The 22,707-nt window shown below is 52.8% G+C and carries 16 protein-coding genes; 4 read left to right on the plus strand and 12 right to left on the minus strand.

From position 1 onward, the window contains the following. Positions 1–205: 205 nt before the first annotated feature. The 4 genes from SH573x_RS27965 to SH573x_RS27980 form a co-directional block, all read right to left on the minus strand. Entirely contained in the window at positions 206–3,091 is a 2,886-nt protein-coding gene (locus SH573x_RS27965; RefSeq protein WP_479351353.1) for a protein kinase domain-containing protein, read from the minus strand. Continuing rightward, complete coding sequence (locus SH573x_RS27970) at positions 3,084–3,725, minus strand: helix-turn-helix domain-containing protein (RefSeq protein WP_479351354.1); 642 nt, start codon at positions 3,723–3,725, stop codon at positions 3,084–3,086. Before SH573x_RS27970 ends, SH573x_RS27965 begins: the two co-directional genes overlap by 8 nt. A gap of 174 nt (positions 3,726–3,899) precedes the next feature. Next, the gene (locus SH573x_RS27975) at positions 3,900–4,484 is read right to left on the minus strand and encodes an ECF-type sigma factor (protein ID WP_479351355.1); all 585 of its coding nucleotides are present in this window, start codon (positions 4,482–4,484) and stop codon (positions 3,900–3,902) included. 243 nt (positions 4,485–4,727) lie between these two features. Then, positions 4,728–5,117 carry a VOC family protein gene (locus tag SH573x_RS27980; RefSeq protein WP_479351356.1) on the minus strand — a complete coding sequence of 130 codons (390 nt, stop codon included), beginning with the start codon at positions 5,115–5,117 and terminating at the stop codon, positions 4,728–4,730. A gap of 322 nt (positions 5,118–5,439) precedes the next feature. Between SH573x_RS27980 and SH573x_RS27985 the strand changes: the two genes are divergently transcribed. After that, positions 5,440–6,378, plus strand: coding sequence for an AraC family transcriptional regulator (locus SH573x_RS27985; protein WP_479351357.1), 939 nt, complete (start codon positions 5,440–5,442; stop codon positions 6,376–6,378). Between the two features lie 430 nt (positions 6,379–6,808). Here the strand turns inward: SH573x_RS27985 and SH573x_RS27990 are convergent, their stop codons facing one another. From SH573x_RS27990 to SH573x_RS28000, 3 genes are all read right to left on the minus strand, one after another. Then, positions 6,809–7,348 carry a hypothetical protein gene (locus SH573x_RS27990; protein ID WP_479351358.1) on the minus strand — a complete coding sequence of 180 codons (540 nt, stop codon included), beginning with the start codon at positions 7,346–7,348 and terminating at the stop codon, positions 6,809–6,811. After that, positions 7,345–8,571 carry a DUF1552 domain-containing protein gene (locus SH573x_RS27995; RefSeq protein WP_479351359.1) on the minus strand — a complete coding sequence of 409 codons (1,227 nt, stop codon included), beginning with the start codon at positions 8,569–8,571 and terminating at the stop codon, positions 7,345–7,347. Before SH573x_RS27995 ends, SH573x_RS27990 begins: the two co-directional genes overlap by 4 nt. 138 nt (positions 8,572–8,709) lie before the next feature. After that, positions 8,710–11,385 carry a DUF1592 domain-containing protein gene (locus SH573x_RS28000; protein ID WP_479351360.1) on the minus strand — a complete coding sequence of 892 codons (2,676 nt, stop codon included), beginning with the start codon at positions 11,383–11,385 and terminating at the stop codon, positions 8,710–8,712. A gap of 512 nt (positions 11,386–11,897) precedes the next feature. Here SH573x_RS28000 and SH573x_RS28005 point away from each other — a divergent pair. Then, complete coding sequence (locus tag SH573x_RS28005) at positions 11,898–12,965, plus strand: TIGR03067 domain-containing protein (RefSeq protein WP_479351361.1); 1,068 nt, start codon at positions 11,898–11,900, stop codon at positions 12,963–12,965. A gap of 46 nt (positions 12,966–13,011) precedes the next feature. Here the strand turns inward: SH573x_RS28005 and SH573x_RS28010 are convergent, their stop codons facing one another. Both SH573x_RS28010 and SH573x_RS28015 read right to left on the minus strand, forming a co-directional pair. After that, positions 13,012–14,139 (minus strand): lactonase family protein, encoded by a 1,128-nt coding sequence (locus tag SH573x_RS28010; protein WP_479351362.1) that lies wholly within the window; start codon positions 14,137–14,139, stop codon positions 13,012–13,014. 456 nt (positions 14,140–14,595) lie between these two features. Further along, entirely contained in the window at positions 14,596–15,798 is a 1,203-nt protein-coding gene (locus SH573x_RS28015) for an exo-alpha-sialidase (protein WP_479351363.1), read from the minus strand. A gap of 446 nt (positions 15,799–16,244) precedes the next feature. Here SH573x_RS28015 and SH573x_RS28020 point away from each other — a divergent pair, with 446 nt between their 5' ends. Both SH573x_RS28020 and SH573x_RS28025 read left to right on the plus strand, forming a co-directional pair. Beyond that, the gene (locus tag SH573x_RS28020; protein ID WP_479351364.1) at positions 16,245–16,697 is read left to right on the plus strand and encodes a hypothetical protein; all 453 of its coding nucleotides are present in this window, start codon (positions 16,245–16,247) and stop codon (positions 16,695–16,697) included. A gap of 281 nt (positions 16,698–16,978) precedes the next feature. Beyond that, complete coding sequence (locus tag SH573x_RS28025; RefSeq protein WP_479351365.1) at positions 16,979–17,317, plus strand: cation:proton antiporter domain-containing protein; 339 nt, start codon at positions 16,979–16,981, stop codon at positions 17,315–17,317. Positions 17,318–17,539: 222 nt separating this feature from the next. On the opposite strand, the gene SH573x_RS28030 is transcribed toward SH573x_RS28025, so the two are convergent. From SH573x_RS28030 to SH573x_RS28040, 3 genes are read right to left on the minus strand one after another with little or no spacing between them, the layout of a single operon-like run. Beyond that, entirely contained in the window at positions 17,540–19,432 is a 1,893-nt protein-coding gene (locus SH573x_RS28030) for a hotdog family protein (RefSeq protein WP_479351366.1), read from the minus strand. 7 nt (positions 19,433–19,439) lie between these two features. Continuing rightward, a complete protein-coding gene (locus SH573x_RS28035) occupies positions 19,440–21,551 on the minus strand; it encodes a CRTAC1 family protein (protein WP_479351367.1) in 2,112 nt (703 codons plus the stop codon). Continuing rightward, the gene (locus SH573x_RS28040; protein WP_479351368.1) at positions 21,548–22,516 is read right to left on the minus strand and encodes a DUF1702 family protein; all 969 of its coding nucleotides are present in this window, start codon (positions 22,514–22,516) and stop codon (positions 21,548–21,550) included. The genes SH573x_RS28035 and SH573x_RS28040 overlap by 4 nt, the downstream gene beginning before the upstream one ends. Between the last annotated feature and the right edge of the window lie 191 nt (positions 22,517–22,707).

Below are 22,707 nucleotides of genomic sequence, written 5' to 3' on the forward strand. Positions count from 1 at the left end.
ACGAGGGAATTAAACCAGAAACAAACCGCACGAGAACTCCAAAGTCCTTCACGATTTCTTTCGCTTCTTATGGTAAGCACGTGGACACATCCACGTGCTTAGACCGAGTTTAACTTAGACAAAAACAGATACCAGGGAAGTTACCGGTAAGTTCCCGGTGAGACAAATACAATCCGACACTTCGGGTTTTGGTTGGGTTCCTTAGCTATGGTATTGTGTCCCAGTTGTCGAGGCGACGCTGATACTCGTCCAACTCTTGCAGCGGAATTAAATCGGGGTCGCTGCGGAGTGTGACCAGGTCTTTCCAACCAGCTTGCTGCAATTTGTCCAACGTCTCTAAAGCACGTGCACGATACATCTTCTGCTCGGCTTCGTCTGGCGATCGACTACACTGGGCATATGTGCAACAAACTTGAAAGAGCAGTCGTGGATTGAAGCTGCCTTGCTTAATCATCTCGTCGGCCAACTTGACAGCTTCTCGTCGGTTGCCATGTCGAGCCAGAGCCATGGCTAACTCAATCTTCGCTTGCATGTCAGTTGGATCAGCTTTGGCCTCTCGCAGGCGAGCGTTCACGGACTTGCGAATAAATTCGCCTGAAGCGGTGTCATCGGGGATATTGCTTAACCTGAAGTTGCGGCTCTCTGCCAGTTGGATCAACGCCCCCCAGCGATAGTTGATATTTGCGGCTTCTCTTAAAACTCTTACGTCGTCTTGGTTTTCCTTATAGAGGGCCGCAATGATCGTATGAGCTTCACGATAATGATTCGCAGCCAACTGAAACTCTTGGCGATGCGCTATATCGAAGTCGCCCGCGGCCTTGTGCGCTTGAGCCAGCGCCAGGGACTCTCCGACCGCCTTCGGAAACATCTCCACCAATCGCTCGAAATGCTCAATAGCCTGGCCATACGCTTCTCTCGCAAGCTCCGCCTGGTTCCAGCGGCGATGAAATTCGCCGAACAATAGTTCGAGTGAGCCCTGTTGAGTCGCGACCCAGTAAGCTAATTTTTTGTCGTCCTTATTTTCTTTGCTGAGAATATCGTCAACAACTTGCCGTGCTTCGGTAAAGTGATTGCCAGCCTGGGATACATCTCCCAGTGACAAAGCAAGTTCACCTAGTAGCACTTGATACTCTACGACCGCTTTGAGTGCGTTGGGATCTCTCTCGCTGCTATTTGCCTGCAAAGCCACCCACTTTTTGGCGTGCTCGAGAGCTTCCTGTGCTTTCTCGCGAGCCTTCACCGTCTGTCCCAATACTCGATGAGCCTTCGCCTGCAATTCGCAAATGGTCCCGAGATTTTTTAAACTGGCTGGACTGGTCGGACTCAGCGTTGCGGCATGCTGTAGACCCGCATAGGCGGAATCATAATACTTCAAGGCACTCGCGCCACCGTCGGTCAGTAGTGCGATGTCCCCCAATCTCTGATTGGCGATGGATGAATCTCGATACCTAAGCGGATTGTCTATGGGCGTCTGAGGTATGCCATCAATGTGGGCGCGAGCGCTCAACAGTAACTGCCTGCGGAAAGGTAGCAGGCTGGTGAAGTTTCGCAGTTTCGAATCTGCAGCAAACAGTACGTCATGAAATCCTTGCATACTCTTGTCCAAGACAACGTGCTGCGTTTCTTCAGCAACGGCGCGCTTGGTATCAGCTTCATCGCGTTTGATTTCGGCAGCTTTGCGCAGTACCAGTTCGTTAGTGACCTGCGTATTCAGCACATTCAGTCGCCAAGACATGACCGAAGAGACAATAGCAATCGCCATTACCAACATTCCCACAGTAGCCCCCAGGGGGTTTCGTTTCGACCAACGCCAACTGCGTTCCAATGAACTTATGGGTCTGGCAATGATCGGGCGACCGGACAGGTAACGTTGACACTCGTCGGCTACTTCGGTAGCCGACGCATAACGTTTGCGCGGGTCTTTTTCTAAACACTTCATACAGATCGTCTCAAGGTCTTTCGATACCCCGGCTCGCAAGCGCGACGGTGCGACTGGTTCTTCGTCTCGCAGTTGCTGAATCGTGTCATGCCGGGTCTTTCCCAGAAAAGGTGGACGGCCGGTCAGCAAGCAGTACAAGATCCCGCCCAGAGCGTGAATGTCCGTGGCTGGGCTAATGTCCGACTCTCCGAAGCTTTGCTCCGGCGACATATAACAAGCAGTCCCCATGATCTGCCCGGTCTCGGTTTGCTGAGAATCGTCATCGCTCTGACGCTTGACCAAACCGAAGTCAGCGACTTTGGGTTGCAAATCGTGGGTCAGAAGAATATTGTGCGGCTTGAGATCGCGATGGACCAGGCCAATAGCGTGAGCCTGGCTCATCGCTTCCGCAATCGCCTGCACCATTTGGGCTGCGAATTGCTCCGACTGTGGCTCATTGCGACGAAAGGCTTCCAGCGATCCACCTTCAACATATTCAAGCGCCATGTAAGGCTGACCGCGGTGATATCCGAGTTGATGGATCTGCACAAAACGCTGGTCCTTCAGTTCAGCGATGGCTTTCGCTTCACGCTCGAATCGACGCAGTTGATCGTCGGAGATTTGATCGCGACTCAAGATCATCTTCAAAGCTACCGTGCGATTCAAGGCAACTTGAGTCGCCTTATAGACGACGCCCATCCCGCCTTGCCCCAAGGTTCCTTCAATTCTGTACCCTTCAATCGTTGGGTACATTGAGTTCGATTTTGTCGCTGCGGACTCATAGGCTTGCGTAGCATCAATATCGACGCTGAAATCATGTCCGGTCGAATCGCCGCCTGAAAGTTCGGCGGTGTCGGTTGCTGCCGGTTTTGAATTTGAATCAATGGCGTTTTGTATTATCGAGCGCAGCGTATCAACCGACTGACCATTTTGTAGCTCCGTCGTATAGCCTTGTAAAATTTGGTCGACCAACATGCGTTTGTACTCGTCAGCTCGCAAGCTAACGTCCAGCGACACCAAAGCCATTAACAAACGCGACTTATACGATTCCACTACGCATTCGAGATAACTAGAAATTCTCGGCGTCTTCCCGATTCGGAATTCCTGCTCGTACCGCTCACACAGGTCATCCAACTGCATTAACAAATCCAGATCCGTCGCCGAGTCAGTCATGATTGGAGCTCACTATTCGCAGGAGTGTTAGCGTATCCCAATAGATTTGAAGCCGAGAGACTCTATGGTTCCGCAATCGCATGGCGAACAGAGCAGGGCTTGTCCCAAGCGGATTTTCGTTCTGATCGAATAATTGTAACTGAAACGGAACGTAGGCCACTTGGGACCAGATCGTATTGGGCTTCGAACTTTTGAACACGATTCGTGGTGACCATTTTGTTAGCATGTCATTGAGAACGGATCGAATGCTCAGTAATCCTCGATGTTCACCCGAAAACAAGAGGGAGTGGTTACCTGGAACGGTTAATACCGCCCCTGTTTGCATGGTGTGCAGCAATGCATCGACATCACGTTCCTCGAAAGCCCTTGCCCACCGACGAAGCATCGCCTGTGTTTCTTTTAACTCGCCTGTCGGCGTGGCACTCGGCGATGTCGCGATGATCAACTTACCATATGCAACGTGCAGCCCGGATGCGATGCCTTTCAACGTGTTCAGATCGATGATGCCGCCATGTTCGGCTCGGCGAATCGTCTTGACGTCACAATCCGCATGTGTAGCCAATTGTTCCTGTGTCCAGCCTCTCAAACGGCGCTGGCGTCTGACGATGTCACCCGCAGCAACTACGCCTCGCATGGGGAATCCTCACATGAATCGCAATCGATGTGCAAGTTTTGAAGCTGCACGTCATTCAGTTTTTAAATCGCAGAGTCGCAGAGAACGCAGGCTATTCAGCCACGATGATCAACTAGAGACATACCGCAGCTGGCGGCAAAAGACCTTCACAGGATTTTCTAGTTGTACGCCAAATCAGTCAGAAGTTTCGCTTTCGATGGCTCGCGCCCATATTTCGCGAATAATGCGCAGTCGTCGTTCTATTGTAGAGATGTGCAATTGACACTCAGCGGCGATCTCGGGCACGGTCAGACATTCCAGCTTAAGCCTGGCAACCTGGTGATACTTCGGGTCAAGCAGGCCGAACAGGCGGTCAATCTCATCGGCGACCATGAGCGCCATGAGCGGCGATTGATTGTTGATGTCGTTGGGACCAACTTGCTGCAAAACGCCGTCGGGCAGATCGACGGTGTAACGGACCGTGTTTCGTCGAATGAGGTCGATCGCCTTGCGACACGTCATCGAGGAAAGTAGCCGCCAAATTCCGTCGCTATCGCGCAGATCAGGAAAGCGTCCGGCCGCGGCCGCTCGGAAGAAACTCTCCATGACGCTGATGGCTACGTCTTCTTCATCGGCTGCGGCCTTGCGTCGCCCAACCAAGCGAGAACCAGCCAAGCGAACCACTTGTGGAAAATATCGATCCCACAGCGAATGTACTGCAGCCACCTCGCCTTGTTTGACTTTTTCGATCACCTCGATCAGTGAATCATCGTGCAACACTGCAATTTCCAATAGGCCTTCAGTTTATTATGTTTCATTTCGATCAGGATCCGCTCGGAATTCAGCTACATTGGAAATCGCAAACAGAGTTACGGCTGGCCAATGTTAACAGCGGAGGCAGAAAATTGGTAAAGGTTCGCTGCCTTCAGTGCAGATGATACATTAAAAGTCGCAATTCCCAAAATCGACAACCGCAACCTGACTCGTTTTCAGTGTACACAACAAGGGAGTGCTCAACTCCGCTTAGCGACCAACTGGCTTTGGCACATGCTGGTCGATCAGAATGGGATTTCCATCGGGATCGACCAACGTCAAGTAGGCGGTTCCTTCGCTCGATTCGTCGGCTTCGACAGTTAGCGTAAGCCCACGCTTCTTCAATTCCTTCTGGATCTCACGCACGTCCTGAAACTCTGGCAATGTTTGGCAATTGCGATCCCAGCCCGGGTTGTAGGTCAGCGAGTTCTTCTCGAACATCCCCTGGTACAGGCCAATCGTGCTGGTGTCGTTCTGCATAACGATATAGTTGCGTTTCAGATCTCCACCGCTGACTTTGAAGCCCAGCTTTTCATAGAATGCTTTCGATGCATGCACGTCCTTGACGGTCAGGCTGATCGAGAAGTTCCCTAATTGCATGTTGTCGTCCTTTGGTGAGGCTAAGGTGCTGTGGTGACTGTCCACGGTGATTCTGCAGAGGGTCCAGCCGCACAAAATCATTGCCAGACAAACTATGATGGTGCGCATGAGTGCTCTCCTGATTGGTTCCTAAAGCACGTAGGCGAGTCTCTCTGAGACTCGCTACGCCAAAGAGCACGTGCCCGCGCGTGAACCAGTGCCCAACCGATTACTACGTTGAATGAATGCTTGTCCGCGAGCCTCGGAGAGGCTCGCCTACGTGTTCCACCATTTGGCGGTTGACACAATCCTACCCATCGACTTTTTGGCGTTTTGACAAATCTTGCGATCTGACAAAAAATCCAGGCCGACCGAGAAAACCAGTTACATCGAGCGCATTAATCGCGTACTCGATTTCATCATGGCAGACATCAGCCGGCCGCTGAACTTGAACCAATTAGCCAAGCTGGCGGATCTGTCTCCGTTCCACTTTCATCGGATCTTTCAAGCGATGCTCGGCGAGACGCCCAATGAGTGCGTCAAACGCCTAAGACTTGAACGCGCACTGTACTTGATGAGCTATGGTAAGAGGAAGTCACTTACCGAAGTGGCCATCGATTGCGGATTCTCAAGTTCATCCGACTTCACGCGCAGCTTCAAGCTCAAGTACGGCGTCGCCCCTAGCCAGTTTGACTTGGATGGGTGGCAAGCCAAACAATTCGACCGCATTGAGAATGCTACGGCACAATCTGTCTTCAAGCTAGACAAAGCCCGTTCGCGAGCCAACCCCGATCGGTTTCGAGTGCGCATTCGTGAGTTGCCGGCTCGCCATGTCGCTTACATTCGCGTCGCCAATCCGTACGTTGGTGACAGCGTCGTTCAAGCCGTAAATCGCATGCTGGCTTGGGCAGACTCGCGAAATTTGTCTGGTGGACAATGGCTCGGTTATCAATTCGAGAGCCCAAGATTCACGGCCTTGGAAGATTGCCATTACTGTGTAGCCTTAGAAGTGCCTGCGACAGTCAAGGCTGAAGGGGAAATCGGTCTGTATCGATTTCCCGCCATGTTAGTCGCCCAGGTAGAAATGAAAGGCGATATCGATATGGAGATTCGGTTATTGGAATGGCTGTATGGCAGTTGGCTACCGCGCACGAGTTATATACCTGACGACCACCCCAGTTTCGAAGCCTGGATCGGCCGACCGCTCGCCCACGGCCTGAAGTACTTTGAGATAAACGTTCAGCTGCCAATCAAACAGCCGGGCGCCTCCGCGTCAGGCTAGTTGTCCTCGTTTAACCCGTAGCCGACAGGCGAGGCGAACCCTCTAACCAATCACTGCTACCACCTAACCCCTGCAGGCTCAACATCATGATTTCCTCGTTTAACCCGTAGCCGACAGGCGAGGCGAACCCTCTAACCAATCGCTGCTACCACCTAACCCCTGCAGGCTCAACATCACGACTTCCTCGTTTAACCCGTAGCCGACAGGCGAGGCGAACCCTCTAACCAATCGCTGCTACCACCTAACCTCTGCAGGCTCAACATCATGACTTCCTCGTTTAACCCGTAGCCGACAGGCGAGGCGAACCCTCTAACCAATCGCTGCTACCACCTAACCTCTGCAGGCTCAACATCATGACTTAGCCAGCAAGGACATTCGCTTCGATTCCCTAGCCTTCGGCTACGGGTTAAACGATGTTAGCCGCGTCAGGTTAGTTGTCCTCGGTGGTCCAACGTAGCTCGTCGATGGCTACATATCCTCCTGGTTTAGATCCACCAATTTCAACGTAGGCGATGTCGGTCGCCTCAACTCTAAGCTCGAAGAATGGCACATGATCCTCCGGCGCTTGGCGAACGGGCACGCTGTCGATCATTTGTTTGTCTAGCGATTTTCCATCCTTATCAAAGGCCTCAAGGAAAGCGGCGCTGGTTGTCGAGGCCCAGAGTTTTGCGGTCACTTTCCTAGCTCCACTCTCAAACCTGACACGCACGGGAATAGCCTCATTAGCCATCGCGTTGACCACGCCTTTGCGACCCGTTCCAAGATGTGGGAAAAAAGTAATTTTCCCAAGGGCCTTACTCTTTTTCGGGGAGTGAGCCAGTTCGATCTGAACGCCTTGGTCATCCCACTTGGTCACAGGCTTGCCTATCTCGACCATTTCAAAGTCAATGAGGTGTTCTTCAGCTCGTAATAGGCCGATCGTCGAGAAGAATATCAGAAACGAGCCCCTCACTGTGTGCGTTAGCATCATATTGCCTCAAGCCCTCGCATCGAACCGGTTGAAGACGCAAACTTATCGCTCTCAATTCCCATCTGCTGCACGATGGAAACAAACAGATTGGGCAACGGGTAGTTTTGTTGCGTATCAAATGCCAAATGTTGTCCGTGACTAAATCCGCCACCGGCAAAGAATATCGGCATGTTGGTCGTTGAGTGAGCGTTTGCATCTCCCAAATTCGATCCATAGAGAATCATACTGCGATCCAACAATGTCTCGCCTTGTTCTGGCACCGATTTGAGATCAGTCAGCAGTTGATCCAGCAACTTCATGTGCTCGAGGTCAATCACTCGCAGCTGAGCCAGTTTCTCGACCGACTTTCCATGGTGGGATAGATTGTGATAGCCGTCGTTAATCGCATGCCCTGGTACTTCCACGACTGGAGTACCCACGCTGTTGAGCATGAGAGTCACAGATCTAGTTGAGTCGGTCTGAAAGGCGAGCTTGATCATTTCATACATCAATCGAATCTTGACGATGTATTGTGCGGGGCCGTTGGGATCTGTAGGCGGCTTCGCTTCAACAATCGGCTTAGGTTTGCGTTCCCACTCTCGAGCGGCCAGCAGTCGGGACTCCAAATCGCGAACGCTGGAAAAATATTGTTCCAACTGAGCTTTATCATTGCCACTGGACCGTCGCGACAAATTGTTCGCCTGATCCGCCACAGCGTCAAGAATGCTGCGACCTGTGTCCAGCTTGTTAATCTGGGTTTCGATTTCTGCAGAGCTACCCTGCATAAAAAGCTGTTTAAATAAATTGGCAGCGCTCTCTTCGGGAGGAATCGCTACCCCCGAGCCAGTCCAAGACAGGCTGCGCGAGCCAGAGTTTACAGCTAGGGTCAATGAAGGAAATCTAGTTTGATGTCCGACATGTTCTGCGATGTACTGATCCAGCGAAATGGAATTTCGAAACGAACTACTCGCAGGGTGCGGAGCGGCCGTGAGAAAACTGATGTCCGACGGATGACCACCATCCACGTTGGGATGTGAAACTCCACTACAGACAGTGAAATGTTCGCGATGTTTTTCCAAAACCTTCAAATACGGAGAGAGCTCATAGTCGCGCCCTGGCCGTTTGGGAAAGAACTCCTCGGGTAGCAATCCCAAATTGTTGCAGATACCTAAAAATCGACGAGGTTTATCGTCCGCCTTGTCGTCACCGGATGCGTTTGTGGTCGCGCCCCGAATCGATTCCATGAAAGGTAACGCCAGACATACCCCAGCAGCACGCAAGAAAGTTCGTCTGCCTGATGATCTCATGAATCTGCTGCTCTTTGCCATGGTCAGTCTCGTCACTCTCTAGCGGATGAAAAGCACGGAACTTTAGCCCGATCTTTACTTGTGCTGGAACAGATGATTCGCCACGATCGCGCGCATAATGCTTCTAGCGCCAAAACGCTCTTGCTCAGTTTCCATAAGGATCTTTTCTACTTGAGCCTTGTCCGAAACCGTGATGGGCGAACCCGTTGCGTAAATCAAGAGCTGGCAGACGAGATTCCTGGCAACAACCTTTTCATCGCGAAGAAGTAAGGCTTTCAGCTCTCGAATGTCATTGAATGCTTTCCCATCAGGCATCGTGCCGGCAGTGTCGACCGGTAGAGCGTAGTGAAAGGCATACGTTTGACCGTTCAGCCCCACTCCCTTGGCTTGTGGCTGCGTATCGTTGATCGCACGGTAGCGTTCTCGAAAGCCTCCCATGACATCAAACGCTTCAAGTGCCAGGCCAGGTGGGTCAATCTTCGCGTGACACGCTGAGCAGCTCGGGTCGCTCCTGTGTCGCTCAAGCTGTTGTCTAATAGTTACTGCTCCTCGAATGTCCGGCTCAACCGCAGGCACCGAGGGAGGCGGAGCTACTCGAACTCCTAGCACTCGTTCAGCAATCCAATTGCCGCGAATGACAGGCGAGGTGGTAGTGCCATTGGCAGTCACCTTCAAGACACTGGCTTGAGTCATCAGGCCACCACGCACGCTATTTTCAGGCAAATTGACCAATCGCATTTCCGCACCCATGACATCCGGTAATTGGTAATGCGCCGCCAGCCGTTCATTGAGAAAGCTAAAATCGGAGTCGACGATGACACTTGCAGGTAAGTTCTCCTGAAACATCCTCCCAACGTAAAGTCTCGTCTCTTCAAGGGCTGCGGCCTTGAGTGGCTCGTCCAATTCATAGTCGTTGTATAGCGTCGATGAAGGTGAGGTGTCATCGATCTTGCGTAGGTCCAGCCAATAGTCTGTGAAGGCTTCCACAAATCGTCGAGACTTGCCATCCTCGATCATCCGATCAACTTGGCTTTGCAGAACTCCTGGGTCCAGCAACCGCCCATCATCTGCCAGCTTACGAAGCTCGGCATCAGGTTTTGAGTTCCAAAGGAACAGGCTTAGTCGACTGGCGAGGGAGTGCTGATCCAGTTTACCTGGCGCATTATCCAAGTAGATATAGCCTGGCGAAACGAGCACAGCAGAATAGACCGTCACCATGGCACTGGCGAATCCAACGCCTTTGTCATACTCGTTCTCGAAAAGTTGCAGAAAGCGACTCAGGTGAGACTCGTCCACAGTTCGATCGTAAGCTCGCCGCATGAATGCTCTGAGCAAACGCTCACAGTCTACACGCGGTTGATTACTTTCAACCTCCACGCGCACATCTACAAATCTCGGACCACCGAAGCCGCGTCTGACCGGGGGACGGCCAGCTGTTGCAGTACCCGCCGCGGGAGGCCCGTTTGAGGCAGGTGACGGAGCGGGCAACTTTAAAACCAGACCGCCCGTCGACGATTCAGAGAGTCGCTTGAGGGGCAAGTCGTCGAACAGCAAGCGATATCCAACCGAGGTCGATTCGTCATCGATGGGGCCATCGACCTCCATCCATTGAATGGCATAGCCTGGCATACCAGCTTCGGTTGCCAATGGGTTCACATATTGTTCGTCGGTGCCGTTGACTCTTGTACGGAACAATCGCATACCGTCTGTTTGCAAGACTTCGCCAGCTACCAGGGTGGCTTCTAATTCACACTCCGTTGGATCAACTCCAAAATCAAACGCTCCGATCGATCGGCTCTTTCCAGAGCTTTGGGCATACACGCCAATCGGTTCCGGCCTTCGTCCTGGCCAAACTTCATCAGCATTTGGACGATGCCATAGTGGCAGGTGGTAAACAGGCGCCTTTTCATCGCCAAATCCTTCGTAGAACCAACGACCGATTCCTCCGCCGCTGACCCAAATCGAATAACCTTTGAACCGAAGTTTATACCTACCGGTCGCGGCCACTCGAAATTGCCCCCAACTGTATCCACCGGCATCGCTGAAAATGCTGGATACTCGACCCACGGCCTCTCGCTGGCGAGTTTCGGGAGACGACTTGGGTGCTTCGCCGGAGCGAACGTCTGGTTGGGCATGTGAGTCCAGAACCGGAAAAGAAAGTCGATCGGGCAGAGTGCCATTCTCGCGTGGCCAGAAATTGCCAACCAGTGAAAACTCGTCCCGCGCATAGTATCGCTTTGAGGATCGCTGAGGACGATCAAAGTGCACCAGGATTGCTTGTCGAATCGCGTTTTCGGCTGCATTCATGTATCGCGAGAGGTGCACGTGGGAAACATCCAGGGCTTCACCAATCTTGTTGTAGCGATGCAGTTCGCCATCCTCCGGCAAAGTATCACGAATTTGCAGCCAAGGGAGATCGAGTAGATCGCGAAGGCTGTTTTCGTATTCGTAACGATTCAGTCTGCGATTAACCGCGCGGCCATCACGGGCGATTCGCTGTTGATCGAGCTCGATCATTTTGCTGGAAAGTTGCGTAAGAAAATGTTCACGCTCCGACTCTGAAGGTTGCTTCTCGTCTTTCGGCGGCATCTCACCGGCCTCGACACGCTGATAAATCTGGCCCAATGCGTTTACACTGGAGCCGTCAGGTTGCCAGGTTAGTTTGGCAAGATCGAATCTCGAATCCACCGCGCCGTCTGTATGGCAAGCAGCACAGTGGACACTCAAGAATTCAGCGAGAGATTCTGCCACTGCCTGTTCCGCAAGAGCACACTGCGAAAACAGCCAGGAGGCAACTGTCAACGCGGAGAGCACTACCCTGGCCGCCAAGCTTCCAATCGACAATTTCAGCATCACTTTTGGGGCTCGCGCAAAGGAGAACTCAACGACTTGATGAATTGCGGAGATGTGGTGTGGACTGGTCGAACAACCTAAACCTCATCGCAACGGAATCATCATGGCCCTAGTTGCTGGCACTCACAAGGAGGAAATGCGTTTCAGGCGAAGAAATTTTAAACTCCCTGTGTTTCCTTAAGAAATTGGATTGTTCGAAAGACACGTTTGTCGTCACTAGATGAGTAGCCTTCATTTCGACCGAGTTCGTCATTTGCGATCCGAACTTGGAGTGGATAGACTAGGGGTAGGTGAAATGGCTCGCCTCCAGATCCGCGGGAAGGGTTTAACCTCGCCAAGAAATGCTGCACTACACGTGTGATTTCATTCTTCTCAGTCTGCTGCGGGTCCAGGCAATCAAGGAGAATGACATGGCCAAGAAACTCGTATCTCGTCCCAATCTCGACCACCTGCGTTCACAAGCCAAGCGATTGCTCGTTGACCTCAGGCAGGGCAACAGCGAAGCCATCAACTGCATCCAAACACAGGTTCCATCCGCCGCATCGTTGTCGGTGAGTGAGGTCACGCAGCGAGATTGGCGGTTAGCGGATGCTCAGCTGGCGGTTGCTAAACAAACAGGTTTTGCGAGTTGGCCCAAATTATCGGCTCATATAGAAGCTCTACGCAGCCTGGAAGGCACTTGGGAATTTGAGAGCTTAGAAGTGTCTGGCAATTCCGTAGCCCCAGATATGCTTAATGGATCGAGAATTTTGATCGATGGCGATCGTTTCCGTTCCGAGTCTGCCGGTTCGATCTACGAAGGAATTTTCATCATCGACGTTGAGCCGAAGGTTTCTACGATCGACATCCAATTCGTCGAAGGCCCAGAAGCGGGCAACACCAACTACGGAATTTTCCGCTTTGTTGACTCGCGACTCGAGATATGTCTGGATATGTACGGCCAAGCACGTCCAACCAGGTTTACAACGGCAGGAGGGACAGGACAAGCATTGGAAAGACTTATGCGATCTGACGCAGCTCGCCCGCCGAACGTGACTGGTGGAACGCCGGCTGCCGAGCATCAGGAGACATCCACCGAAGGGATGGCTGAACAATTCGCCTACGTGCCTGGAGAAACGATTCAGCGTGTCCAGGGAGAATGGACATCAGTGAAAATGGTTAGCGACGGGATGCCACTGCCAGCAGGCATGGTCAAGTGTGGAAAAAGAGTCGCCAATCACAATCGCCTGACCGTAACCTTTGGCGGCCAAACGATGATTGACGCACTCTTTCGAATCGACGAATCAAAGTTGCCAATCAAGGTTGACTATTTGCATGTCTCGGGCGGATTTGCAGGAAAGATTCAACTAGGAATCATTGCACTCGAAGGTAATCAACTGATCGTAAACATGGCAGCGTTTGGACGTCCGCGGCCAGCTAATTTTGAGTGCCCCAAGGGAAGCATGCAAACCTTAAGCTATTGGAAGCTCAACGAGTAGCCCAAGGCCGCTCACTGACTGCCTACTTAGCCGAACAGTCGGATACTCATTCCAACCATCGAATACATGATGGCATTGGAATACTCAGCGGCTCGCCCGCGGATTTCAGAGCGCCGGTATCGACGTCGATCGAGAAAATGGCCAGGTTATTACCAGGCATATTGGCACACATAAGCCATCGGCCATCGGGTGTAATCAACAAGTTCTGTGGCCCCTTTCCGAGGCTGGGTTCAATACGGACAAGACTCAACTGCCCGTCCTCGGCAAGCTTGAAGATAGCGATGCTGTCGTGACCGCGATTTGTGCCGTAGAGAAAACGACCGTCGGGTGTCATCTTCAGATCGGCTGTGTGACTGACACCCTCAAAGTCTTCGGGGACAGTGGATATGGTCTGCCGCTCAGTCAATACGCCGGACTGCTTCGCATAGTCGAACAGCGTCACCGTGTTCTTGAGTTCATTGATTACGTACACTCGATTCCCATCTTTACTGAAAATCAGGTGGCGAGGCCCAGAGCCGGCTGGCAGCGTCGCAAATGGTTGGGCTGAGTTCGGTCTCAGCTGGGCAGTTTGAGGCTGGAGTTCATAGTTCAGTATCTTGTCGTTCCCCAGATCTGCTGCGAGCGCAAATCGATTGTCCGGGCTAATTACGATGCAATGCGCGTGCGGCTCCTTTTGACGTTCTGGATTGACGCTAGATCCTGTGTGTTGCACAAAAGTTGCGATTTCCCCGAGCGAGCCATCCGCCAGCACCGGTAGTGAAGCCACGCTACCAGACATGTAGTTGGCCACGACGACCGACTGGCCAGTGGCATCAACATCCAGATAGCAGGATGCCGAACCGCGGCTCGATTGCCGGTTGAGTCTCGTCAACTTGCCGCTGCGTCCCTCAATCGCATAAGCAGCTACAAACTCGTCGTCTTGGCTGCCAAATTGTTTGGCATCAATCGCATAGAGAGATTTTCGATTGGGTGAAATGGCCAGAAAGAAAGGATTCTCGATACCCGTTGTGCGCTGCAATAACTTCAATTGCCCCTTCTCCGAGTCAAAACGATAAGCATGAATTGCACCCTCGTCCCCGTTGGTGAACGCAGAGACGAAAACGATTGGTTCTTCGGCACACACAGATTCAAACATGGTCGCGACACACAGAATGAGTAAGGCTAGGTTGCGCATAATTTGTATTCCCAAGTAGAGCTACGGCGAACTACCACTATCGACGATTAGTCTACCACGAACTTACATCAGTATCGCTGGAGGATCGCCCAGACTGGTAACCGGGTGGTCACCTTCAGTCGCGAGAGCGGCTGAACTGTCGATGGCTGAGAAATTTCGGATGGGCGCCGATTTGTATGACGAAGGCAGTTCAAACTTCAGAGCCGAAGACCGGAATTGCACCATGGTAGGAGTAAGCGGTAAGGGATAAGAAGTAAGTTGTAAGGCATAAGGTTTCAGCGGGAAGGCTACTTCTTGCAAACACTCATTGGCTTATTCCTTACCGCTTACAACTTGCTCCTCTTTGCGGTCTCCTCAGGCTATGCATCGGCAGGGGTGTCTTTCTAGACAAGTTTGGCGGATCTTGGTTCGTACGCACGTTCGGTACATTGGTCGCAGAATTCTCTCGGCGTGGAGTCACTGCGGGCTCAACTCTTGAAGGGAGATGCGCAGCACTTCGACGGTCTGTTTGCCACCTGAGAAAGCGATCAGCAAACTGTTATCGTGTTCAATGACGTGTGGATAATCCACGTGCCGCTCGCCAACCAGGTAAAACAGCTGATTAAAAATGATACCGTCAGAACTAATGGCCAGCGTCAAGGGATCGCGACGTTTAGGATTCGCATTGGATACCAGCACGTACCGGCCGTCAGCCAGTCGCAGTCCGCACACCTTCGAGGTTGCGTCGGGGAAGTTCGTCTTGATCGGTTTGGTCCAAGTACGTCCGCTGTCGGTGGAAAAGCTGCGAAACAAGAATCCACTGCGGCTATTATCACGAAACACCGCTACCAGGTTGCCGTCGGGCAATTCCCACCACTCAGGCTCCTCGGCTTTAAGCTCGGAATTGCTGCCGAATACCGGGAACGACTGCCAATCATCGAGAGCTTTTACACCGCCGATCAGAAACTCGACACCAGCTTCCTTGTAGTTGTGTCTCCGCCTGGACATCAACCACCCGCCATCGCGCAGAGCACGCGGGGGAAAGTTATTGATCGCGTCTTGGGCCACTAAGCCGTAGTCGGTCCAACTACCGGAAGACTCTTCCCAGCGGAAGGCATGCAGCGCCAAGCTGGGGCCAAAGAAACCAGCGGCTTCATCGAGCGACGCCAGAGCCAACAGTTGTCCATCTCGTACCCAGAAGCCCCGAGCGATATAGCGAAAGCCTGCGGTTGAGCGTGTGCCATAGAACTTCGACCCCGGCCCCGATCCTGGCGGTTCGGGTGTAATGAAACCTTTGACTTGCCAATTCAGTCCGTCGGAACTGGTAGCGTATTTGACGCGTTGACCAACGCGATCCTCAACGCCGGGGCCATCACTCCACATCAAGAAGAACTGATCGCCAAAGCGCAATAAGTAATTGTGCTGGTTGACTCCACCGCTCTGTTTATCCACTTGCACTACCGATTTGTCAGCGGCGCGGACATCGCTAACGACCACATGTTGAGAGCGCAAACGCGGCAGCCGAGCAAAGTTGATGGCGTGAGGATCCGAGGGTAGCCAATCGCCCGAGAGCATAATCGCCGATACGGGGTTCTTCACCGGATGTGGCGGCTCTTGCGAAACCAGGGCATCCGCAGCCCAGGTCAACAGTCCAAGACAAACAAAAGCTCTGACCATCATCACTTACCCTATCATTAAACTTGGAAAGCGTACCCGACCCTGCGTTACCATGGCACACCACGTCTTGCTAGGTTAAGCCCAGTGGCAATACGCACAAGTGATTATAGGGCCAGGACGAGAGCCGTTTGAGAGGACACTACCACTTCTCACTTGGACCAGACCAATTGCGAAACAGTCTGTTTCGCAATTGAATCACTGACGGCAATGGCCTGGGCTCCGGAGATTGGGCAGCAACTTGTTGACCAAATCCCTGGGCCGCCCAATACCGCCAGATATAAGCGCAAGACTTTTGATTCTTTCCCAAGTGGCTCGCAGTAGTCAATCAAACGTATTGACACACTTATCTGTATAATCTTTCGACAGTGAATTCCGTCCGAAATGTGCCGATGAAAGCTCGACATATTCTGAATCGTAAGCTGTGATACTCCAAACCCTGACATACGCCCATGATCAAATTTTCAACCATCCAATCCGCTTTGCAATACACCGTTGCTGACTTGGTTCCAACCGAGCATGGCTACATCATCAACATCGAAAGCTCCGATACTGACGCACCGAGACTCCAAGTCGTTGCTCAGGGAATGATCGATGGAAGCGACAATAACGGCCTCTCCGTTCATTTGCCCTTCGACATCGACAGCGGACAGCATGAAAATCATCTGCGGTTCCTCGAGCTCGACCTGTCAGTCGCCGTCCACCGCCAGGATGTCGACGGCATCCCGTGCTTCTACGCCAACTTCGGTACGGACTATGAGTACGCAGATCGAGTAATCCTGCAATTGCTGGTGCAGCTTTACAAATACTCGCCGTCCGATCAGTTCACCTGCGAGGTCTACGACGAAGGCCTAATGACGAAGCTCCGTCCACGCCAGGCACCACCTGGCGGGACAGTTGCCTAAATGTCAATACTGCAGCGGCCGGCTGCTCATTTTTGAAGCGACTGATCAAACGATCCGTAAATCTGCGCGCAGCGGCGCACTATCGTTTAACCCGTAGCCAACGGCGAGGCGAGGCGCACCCTCTAACCAATCCCTGCGTTTACTTGAGCGTCCGCTCAAGGCAATCACTTGGCAGTGAGAAACCACCCCTTCGATCGCCTAGCCTGGCGGCTACGGGTTAAACAAAGCGGCCGACCACTACGTTAGGCTCAACGCGTGTACGACAATCTGTGCTTTTGTTCGTGCTCATTGGCCTAGAGATGCTGATCATTCAGATAAAGCCTGAGTACGTAATTGCCAGCGGTATGGCGACTGGTTTTGTACTGCTCGCGCGTTTCGTTTCGCTGATCGTACCCATTCTCTATTTTCGTCAGCGACTTGATTTTTCGCCATACACTGCAGTCATCATGACCTGGGGAGGCCTACGTGGAGGGATCTCGATTGCGCTGGCACTCACCCTAACGGCCAACGAAAATCGCGACCTATTCTTGGCAGTAACCTACGGTGTCGTCATCTTCTCCATCGTCGTACAAGGCTTGAGCATCCAGTCGCTAACACGTCGCTTGGGTATCGGCGGATGATTGGACTGTAGAGTACCAAGAGCGAGCCTCCTTCCAACTGATGGGAACTAACCGCGCAAAATGCGGCGGCCCGGCCGATCCCCCATCAGGCCATCAAGCACGCTGGCTTCGCCCGACAACTGTTTCAATGGCGGCGTAGTTCAGCGAGTCGCTGTCCTCCAGGCCGGTCTACCTTTAGAGTAAAGAAAATTCAATGGCTGCCCAAAGTACCGTCGGGCATACTCAAACTTTCTGAGGCTGCGAAAACTCGCTGATCTGATCGATCTTGGTCAGTAGCTCTGGAGAATCTGTGAATCGTTTCAGCGCACGTAGAACATCATCGGGGACAGCGCAGGGCACGACTCTTGTTCCATCGATCCGTTTACAACTCGTCTTCTGCCAGCCTGTAGCCAATAACGTTTGCCGACCTTGATGACGCGTGAAGTAATCGAACTGCAGCCGTATTTGGCCACACTTGATATCTTTCAGACGCAGCTCAACCCATGCCGGACTCGACGGTGGAGAGAGGATGCCATGTAAGTGCAGCCCGGCAGATGTGGTTTGTAATGCCAGTTGTCGATTGGCCACCAGGTTTAGCGTGACAGGCGCGTAGTCTAACAAGAACAGTTCGCGACATTTTCCTTGCCACGCCACCAAGTCAATCGGCTCTAGCGACTTCAGCTGCCACTGAGGATGGTATTTGTAACACGGCCCGACACAGTAGTCATTGCATCGCTCAGCCATGCTTGAAACGGAGACCAACTCCATTTTGCCTCGAGCCATAGTCTCCGAATATTCACCATTGACGCGATGAATCACCGAAGCGACTGTCAACGAATCGGTGGAACCATCCATCTCCAATTGCACATCCATCGCGTCGCCGATGGTGGCACCGAAAGGATCAAAGAACTCTGTTGACCAGTTGCTGATTGCCCAAGGCGCTGAACCGGCGCCGAGCGTGGCCCACAAGTCGGGATGATCCGACTGCAACCACTGGTAAAAGCCTTCCAACTGCCATCGGAAATAGCACAAGAAATATACATTACCTACGACATTGGTGTCCTGAAAGGTAATTCGCGGTCGGTATCGCATCTGTCCCTTGCCCGGTAACTCATAGCTTTTATGAGAAATCAACGGGCCGCCTACGGCTTTTGACAGTGCAGGAAATGCAGTCTGAGTTGCACCGGGCCGTACGACTCGATCGACCTGTGGAGGTACGGTAAGTTTCTTGCTTACTGACCACTTGTGGAAGAAGTATATCGCACAACCGCGGATCACGCAGACAGTAATGAGCGCGAGGAAAAGGCCGAAGACGATATGGAGCAGCTGCAGCAGGGCATACGCTAGTGCGACGCTGGCTCCAAATGCTACTTGACGTTTCGGCAAGATCGGCGTCGTCGCAGGATCAGGAATCATGTAAAGCGTGAAGAGAATAAAGCCGGTGCTCGACATAGGCATCAATGGCACGTACCAGTCGACACCAGCCACCCAGGCTCGAAAAACTCCTTGTAGAACAAACGCGGCTAGCCAGGCAACAATCAGTGGCAGGCGTCCAGTAGCGTAGCGATGTACGACGATGCCACTAAGCAAAATCACGGCAGGCAACATCCAGTGCCCCCAACCTGTGATATTCTCCGTGAACTGATAGGGCGGTGCTTGCCCTACGTCGGGTAATAACAGGAGCGTAGCCGCAATTCCAAAGTTCGATGGATTGAGGAAGTGCGTGAGGCGACCATCCGCTAGCCGCACGCGAAACAAGACCTTCGAGGCAATTGCCAAGACGGACGCAAAGATGATCGGTGATATCCGATCGTTGGGATACAACAACATGGCGCAGGCAAAACCTGTGATCATGGCCGGAGGCAAGTAGTTGATAAATGAAGTAAAGTCGCCGCTGAACCGCGGCTGCCTGCCTGACGTTTTGGCGTCCAACCACTCCAGAACGAGCTGCGTCACTACGGCCGCCGTTACCGCCGCAAAGGGATGTGCCCAGGACTGCTCAAAGCCCAAGAACGCATGCCCGGCAATGTTCCAGAGGATCATGAGCACAGCGAAGTACCACAACGCAAACAGACGCAGACGCGCATTTCGCTGTGGATACAAGGACAGGGTTGCGTTGCCCGATGCCTGGCTCATGAGAGGTTTACCTGTTAGATGAATTGCCTAGCAGCACTGTATGATTTCCCGGCATGACTGTAATACTGTGTGTCTGCAACTGACCTGAACGCGCGCGCCATCGCAGTTCAACTTCGACAGGTTCTTCGGCAACTCGCCCCAGCCCGAAGTGAAGGAACTGCCCGCTGTGACCTGAATGTCCCGTGCCCGACCGCACTTCATCGGTATGCACCATGGCACTCTGTGGCTGGCCAGTTTTTGGTTGCATGGTGGCCGTTGCGCCAATGGCCATGCTGCCGACGACGTAGTTCTGGGGATCGACCTGGAACTCGACGCCGTCCGTGACAGGCAACAATAGACGCAATGTCAGCCATCGATTTTGTTTGTCAGAGGCATTGTGAAACAGCCACGATGGCTCCCATTGATTGGCATACAAGAAGTCCTGGCAACCATCACCATCGGTGTCGGCTATGGCAATACCTCGGGTATTGAACTTGTCGCCAACATCTATCTGCGAAGAGATGTCCACAAAGCGCTTTGAACTGGAGGCTGTGTAAATGGGGTTGCTATCGTATCCACTCAGAGTTGCCATAGGTGCAGTGAGCTTGGGCCAGGCCCTGGGGTCGTGGATGAGTCGATCGTTGGTAGTACCTACCGCCTGGAGTTCTGGCCAGCGCGGAATGCCTTGCTGCAAGAACCCAGCTTGGAACAGTAAACGGTCCAGGTAGTTAAGCTTGGAAGGGTCGGTGACAACGCCCTTAGCAAATCCGGTCGCTTGAATTGCTTCCAATGCGCCATCATTATCGAGATCGACAAGCACCGCATCCCAACCCCAACCACTGCGAGAGAGTCCGTAGCGTTCGCTCGCTTGCCGATAGGGCGCGATACCGCGTTGAAACTCTTCAACATGCCCCGTACTCACCCAGAGAAAATGGCTCTCTTGTAGTGCCCATTCATCGGCAATGTTACTCACGTAGATGTCCAAAAAACCATCGCGATTAACATCGCCAAAACCGACACCCATACCCTTGAATGAGTCGCGCCCCAGCACAAAGGATCGTGGCGTAGTGAACGCGCGACGACCCTCACAGACCGCGAACGCGAGATGACCTGGGTGCGAACGATTGTGTAGCAATCGATCTGGTCCGAAGTCATGGGCAATGTACAATTCGGGCAGGCCGTCCCGATCCAGGTCGGCAGCACCGGCCGCCAACACCCAACCCTTGCCACACAGCCTTTCTAAAAGCGGGCTCTCATCGACATAAGTCACCGCCGGTTCTGGACTCGCGTTTGAGGCGTGCCAACGTAGCAGCTTGGCACCGCCGCCATTCTTGGCTCGCGACTTTCCTTCATGCATTACTGTCGCGATCCCTGTGCCATGTGCGTTAAGTATGTCAGCGCCATCCTGAAAGAAGTTACCAATCATGAGATCGAGATGTCCATCTCCATCGAAGTCGGCTTGCACTGCCGCGTGCGTATACCAACGGCCTGAACTGGTACCCACCAAGTCAGGTACTAGCTCCATGGCTAAAAATCGCTCGACGTCAAAAGGATGATCCGAAGTGCTGCCGGTGCTCGTCGTGACATAGCGATTCAGTAAAACGATGGGTGTTCGGCCCCAGAAATAAACGAGCACGTCGGTGGCACCATCCTCGTTGAAGTCACCCAGGAGTGAACCCGTGGGCGACATCGTGTGGGCATCGAAGTGTAGCTCTGCAAAATCTTTGGAGAAATCAATGGCAAATGCAGCGTAACGTTGACGCATGTCGCGATTGGGTGTCGGCATGATCACAACTTTGTCAATGCGTGGATCAATCAACACTAAATCGTTTTCCAAGCCGTCTCCGTCCCAGTCGCCCAGCGTGGCTGCCGCGCCGGTTCCGCTGATCCACGACGAGATGCGTTCCAGGCTGGGATGCACCTCACGAGACATCTTTAGACTGCCGCTAGCAAACTTCTCGACGTCTAACGCCACGCGTTCGAACGCAAATCGCGAAGCTAGCTGATTTCGTTCAGTCGTGCTAACTGTTACAGGCCGCGCGAAGAAATAGGATAGAGCGACCATCAACATCGCCGCGTACTGCACACCATGTCGCGTCCAAGTAAACATGGCTAGATCTGCTTTTGTGAGCGTTTTCATACTGACACTTGGCATCTAATGGAATCTCGGATGTTGGTTCGCCAAACTTCATAGATTGGTATCTCTGAACCTTGACTAGTGGTCGCATCCGCCTGCGGGCGACCTGCATACGTGAGCTCGGCAGCCTCGGCAGCCGGCATACCGCACACAAGTTCACATACGAGTTCGGTATTGGCGTTAGTGATGCCAGCCAGTTCACGCGCCTCCGCGCCGAACGCGGCCCCTTGCGCCAAGTGAAAACGATCGATGCCAGACGATTCCAAAAGAGACTGGATATCGGCCACCGTTGCATTGCCGGCGTATGCCAAAGCCAACCCAATTCCACTCCAGAAGTCCGGACGTCGGCAAGCTGCTATCGAGTTTATGAAGGCAACAATGCGTGACGGACTCCCACCGGTCACAAACCAGAGACTGCGACCAAGTCCCTGGTCAAAGACTTGCTTACCATAGGTGCTCAACTGAAAGCGGTTGTCAGCACACGTGCTCTGCCTGTTCCAGTGGAAGTAACCCTCGTGAAAGCCGAATCCATCCAGCACAAGCCATCGCAATAGCGGATCAAGGCTGGCCAGGTATGCTTCAGGTTTTCTGCGATACCACGGGATTCTGGCGAGAGTCCACCCCAGGCCTACGTGCAGGATATAAGGATGCTTACTGCCAGCGCCATCCAGGAGGCTTTGCCAGGCTGACTGTTTGCGCCACGACAAACAATCGCAGATCCCCAAGGCCATCGCAGCGCCCTCGTAAGCGAATCCACGAAACATGGGCTCGCAGTCATCCAAGGCGCCGCTCATCAGACGCGATCTCTGCTCCAAGGCCATGTGATAGCCCAACAAGAACGTCTCGCCTATGAACTCCATGTGATCTTGCATTCGCGATGCTTCAAATCCACGGCGTTCGAACAAGACCGACGAAGAATCGATGCGCAACAAACGGTTTCGCAAGGCTTGGGTCAATTGAAGGCTCATGCTTGATCCATTAATTCATGAATCCATAGAATTTTTAACCTTGTAGATTTTGACGACAGACCCATCGGCCGGAATCGTCTGTTCTTTCATTCTCGCTATGGCGGATTCTGCTAATTGCGATTGCAAAGCGTTTGTAAGCTGGGGCGCAACCGATTCTGTCCCAAATTTTTGTGCCCGATCCCCGATCTGAC

Source organism: Rania fehmarnensis (assembly GCF_056494185.1).

Bases quoted from the DNA above. Each gene is read 5' to 3' on its own strand.
- SH573x_RS27965 (WP_479351353.1), bottom strand. From the start codon at position 3,091: ATGACTGACTCGGCGACGGATCTGGATTTGTTAATGCAGTTGGATGAC.
- SH573x_RS27970 (WP_479351354.1), bottom strand. From the start codon at position 3,725: ATGCGAGGCGTAGTTGCTGCGGGTGACATCGTCAGACGCCAGCGCCGT.
- SH573x_RS27980 (WP_479351356.1), bottom strand. From the start codon at position 5,117: ATGCAATTAGGGAACTTCTCGATCAGCCTGACCGTCAAGGACGTGCAT.
- SH573x_RS27990 (WP_479351358.1), bottom strand. From the start codon at position 7,348: ATGATGCTAACGCACACAGTGAGGGGCTCGTTTCTGATATTCTTCTCG.
- SH573x_RS27995 (WP_479351359.1), bottom strand. From the start codon at position 8,571: ATGGAATCGATTCGGGGCGCGACCACAAACGCATCCGGTGACGACAAG.
- SH573x_RS28005 (WP_479351361.1), top strand. From the start codon at position 11,898: ATGGCCAAGAAACTCGTATCTCGTCCCAATCTCGACCACCTGCGTTCA.
- SH573x_RS28010 (WP_479351362.1), bottom strand. From the start codon at position 14,139: ATGCGCAACCTAGCCTTACTCATTCTGTGTGTCGCGACCATGTTTGAA.
- SH573x_RS28015 (WP_479351363.1), bottom strand. From the start codon at position 15,798: ATGATGGTCAGAGCTTTTGTTTGTCTTGGACTGTTGACCTGGGCTGCG.
- SH573x_RS28020 (WP_479351364.1), top strand. From the start codon at position 16,245: ATGATCAAATTTTCAACCATCCAATCCGCTTTGCAATACACCGTTGCT.
- SH573x_RS28030 (WP_479351366.1), bottom strand. From the start codon at position 19,432: ATGAGCCAGGCATCGGGCAACGCAACCCTGTCCTTGTATCCACAGCGA.
- SH573x_RS28035 (WP_479351367.1), bottom strand. From the start codon at position 21,551: ATGAAAACGCTCACAAAAGCAGATCTAGCCATGTTTACTTGGACGCGA.
- SH573x_RS28040 (WP_479351368.1), bottom strand. From the start codon at position 22,516: ATGAGCCTTCAATTGACCCAAGCCTTGCGAAACCGTTTGTTGCGCATC.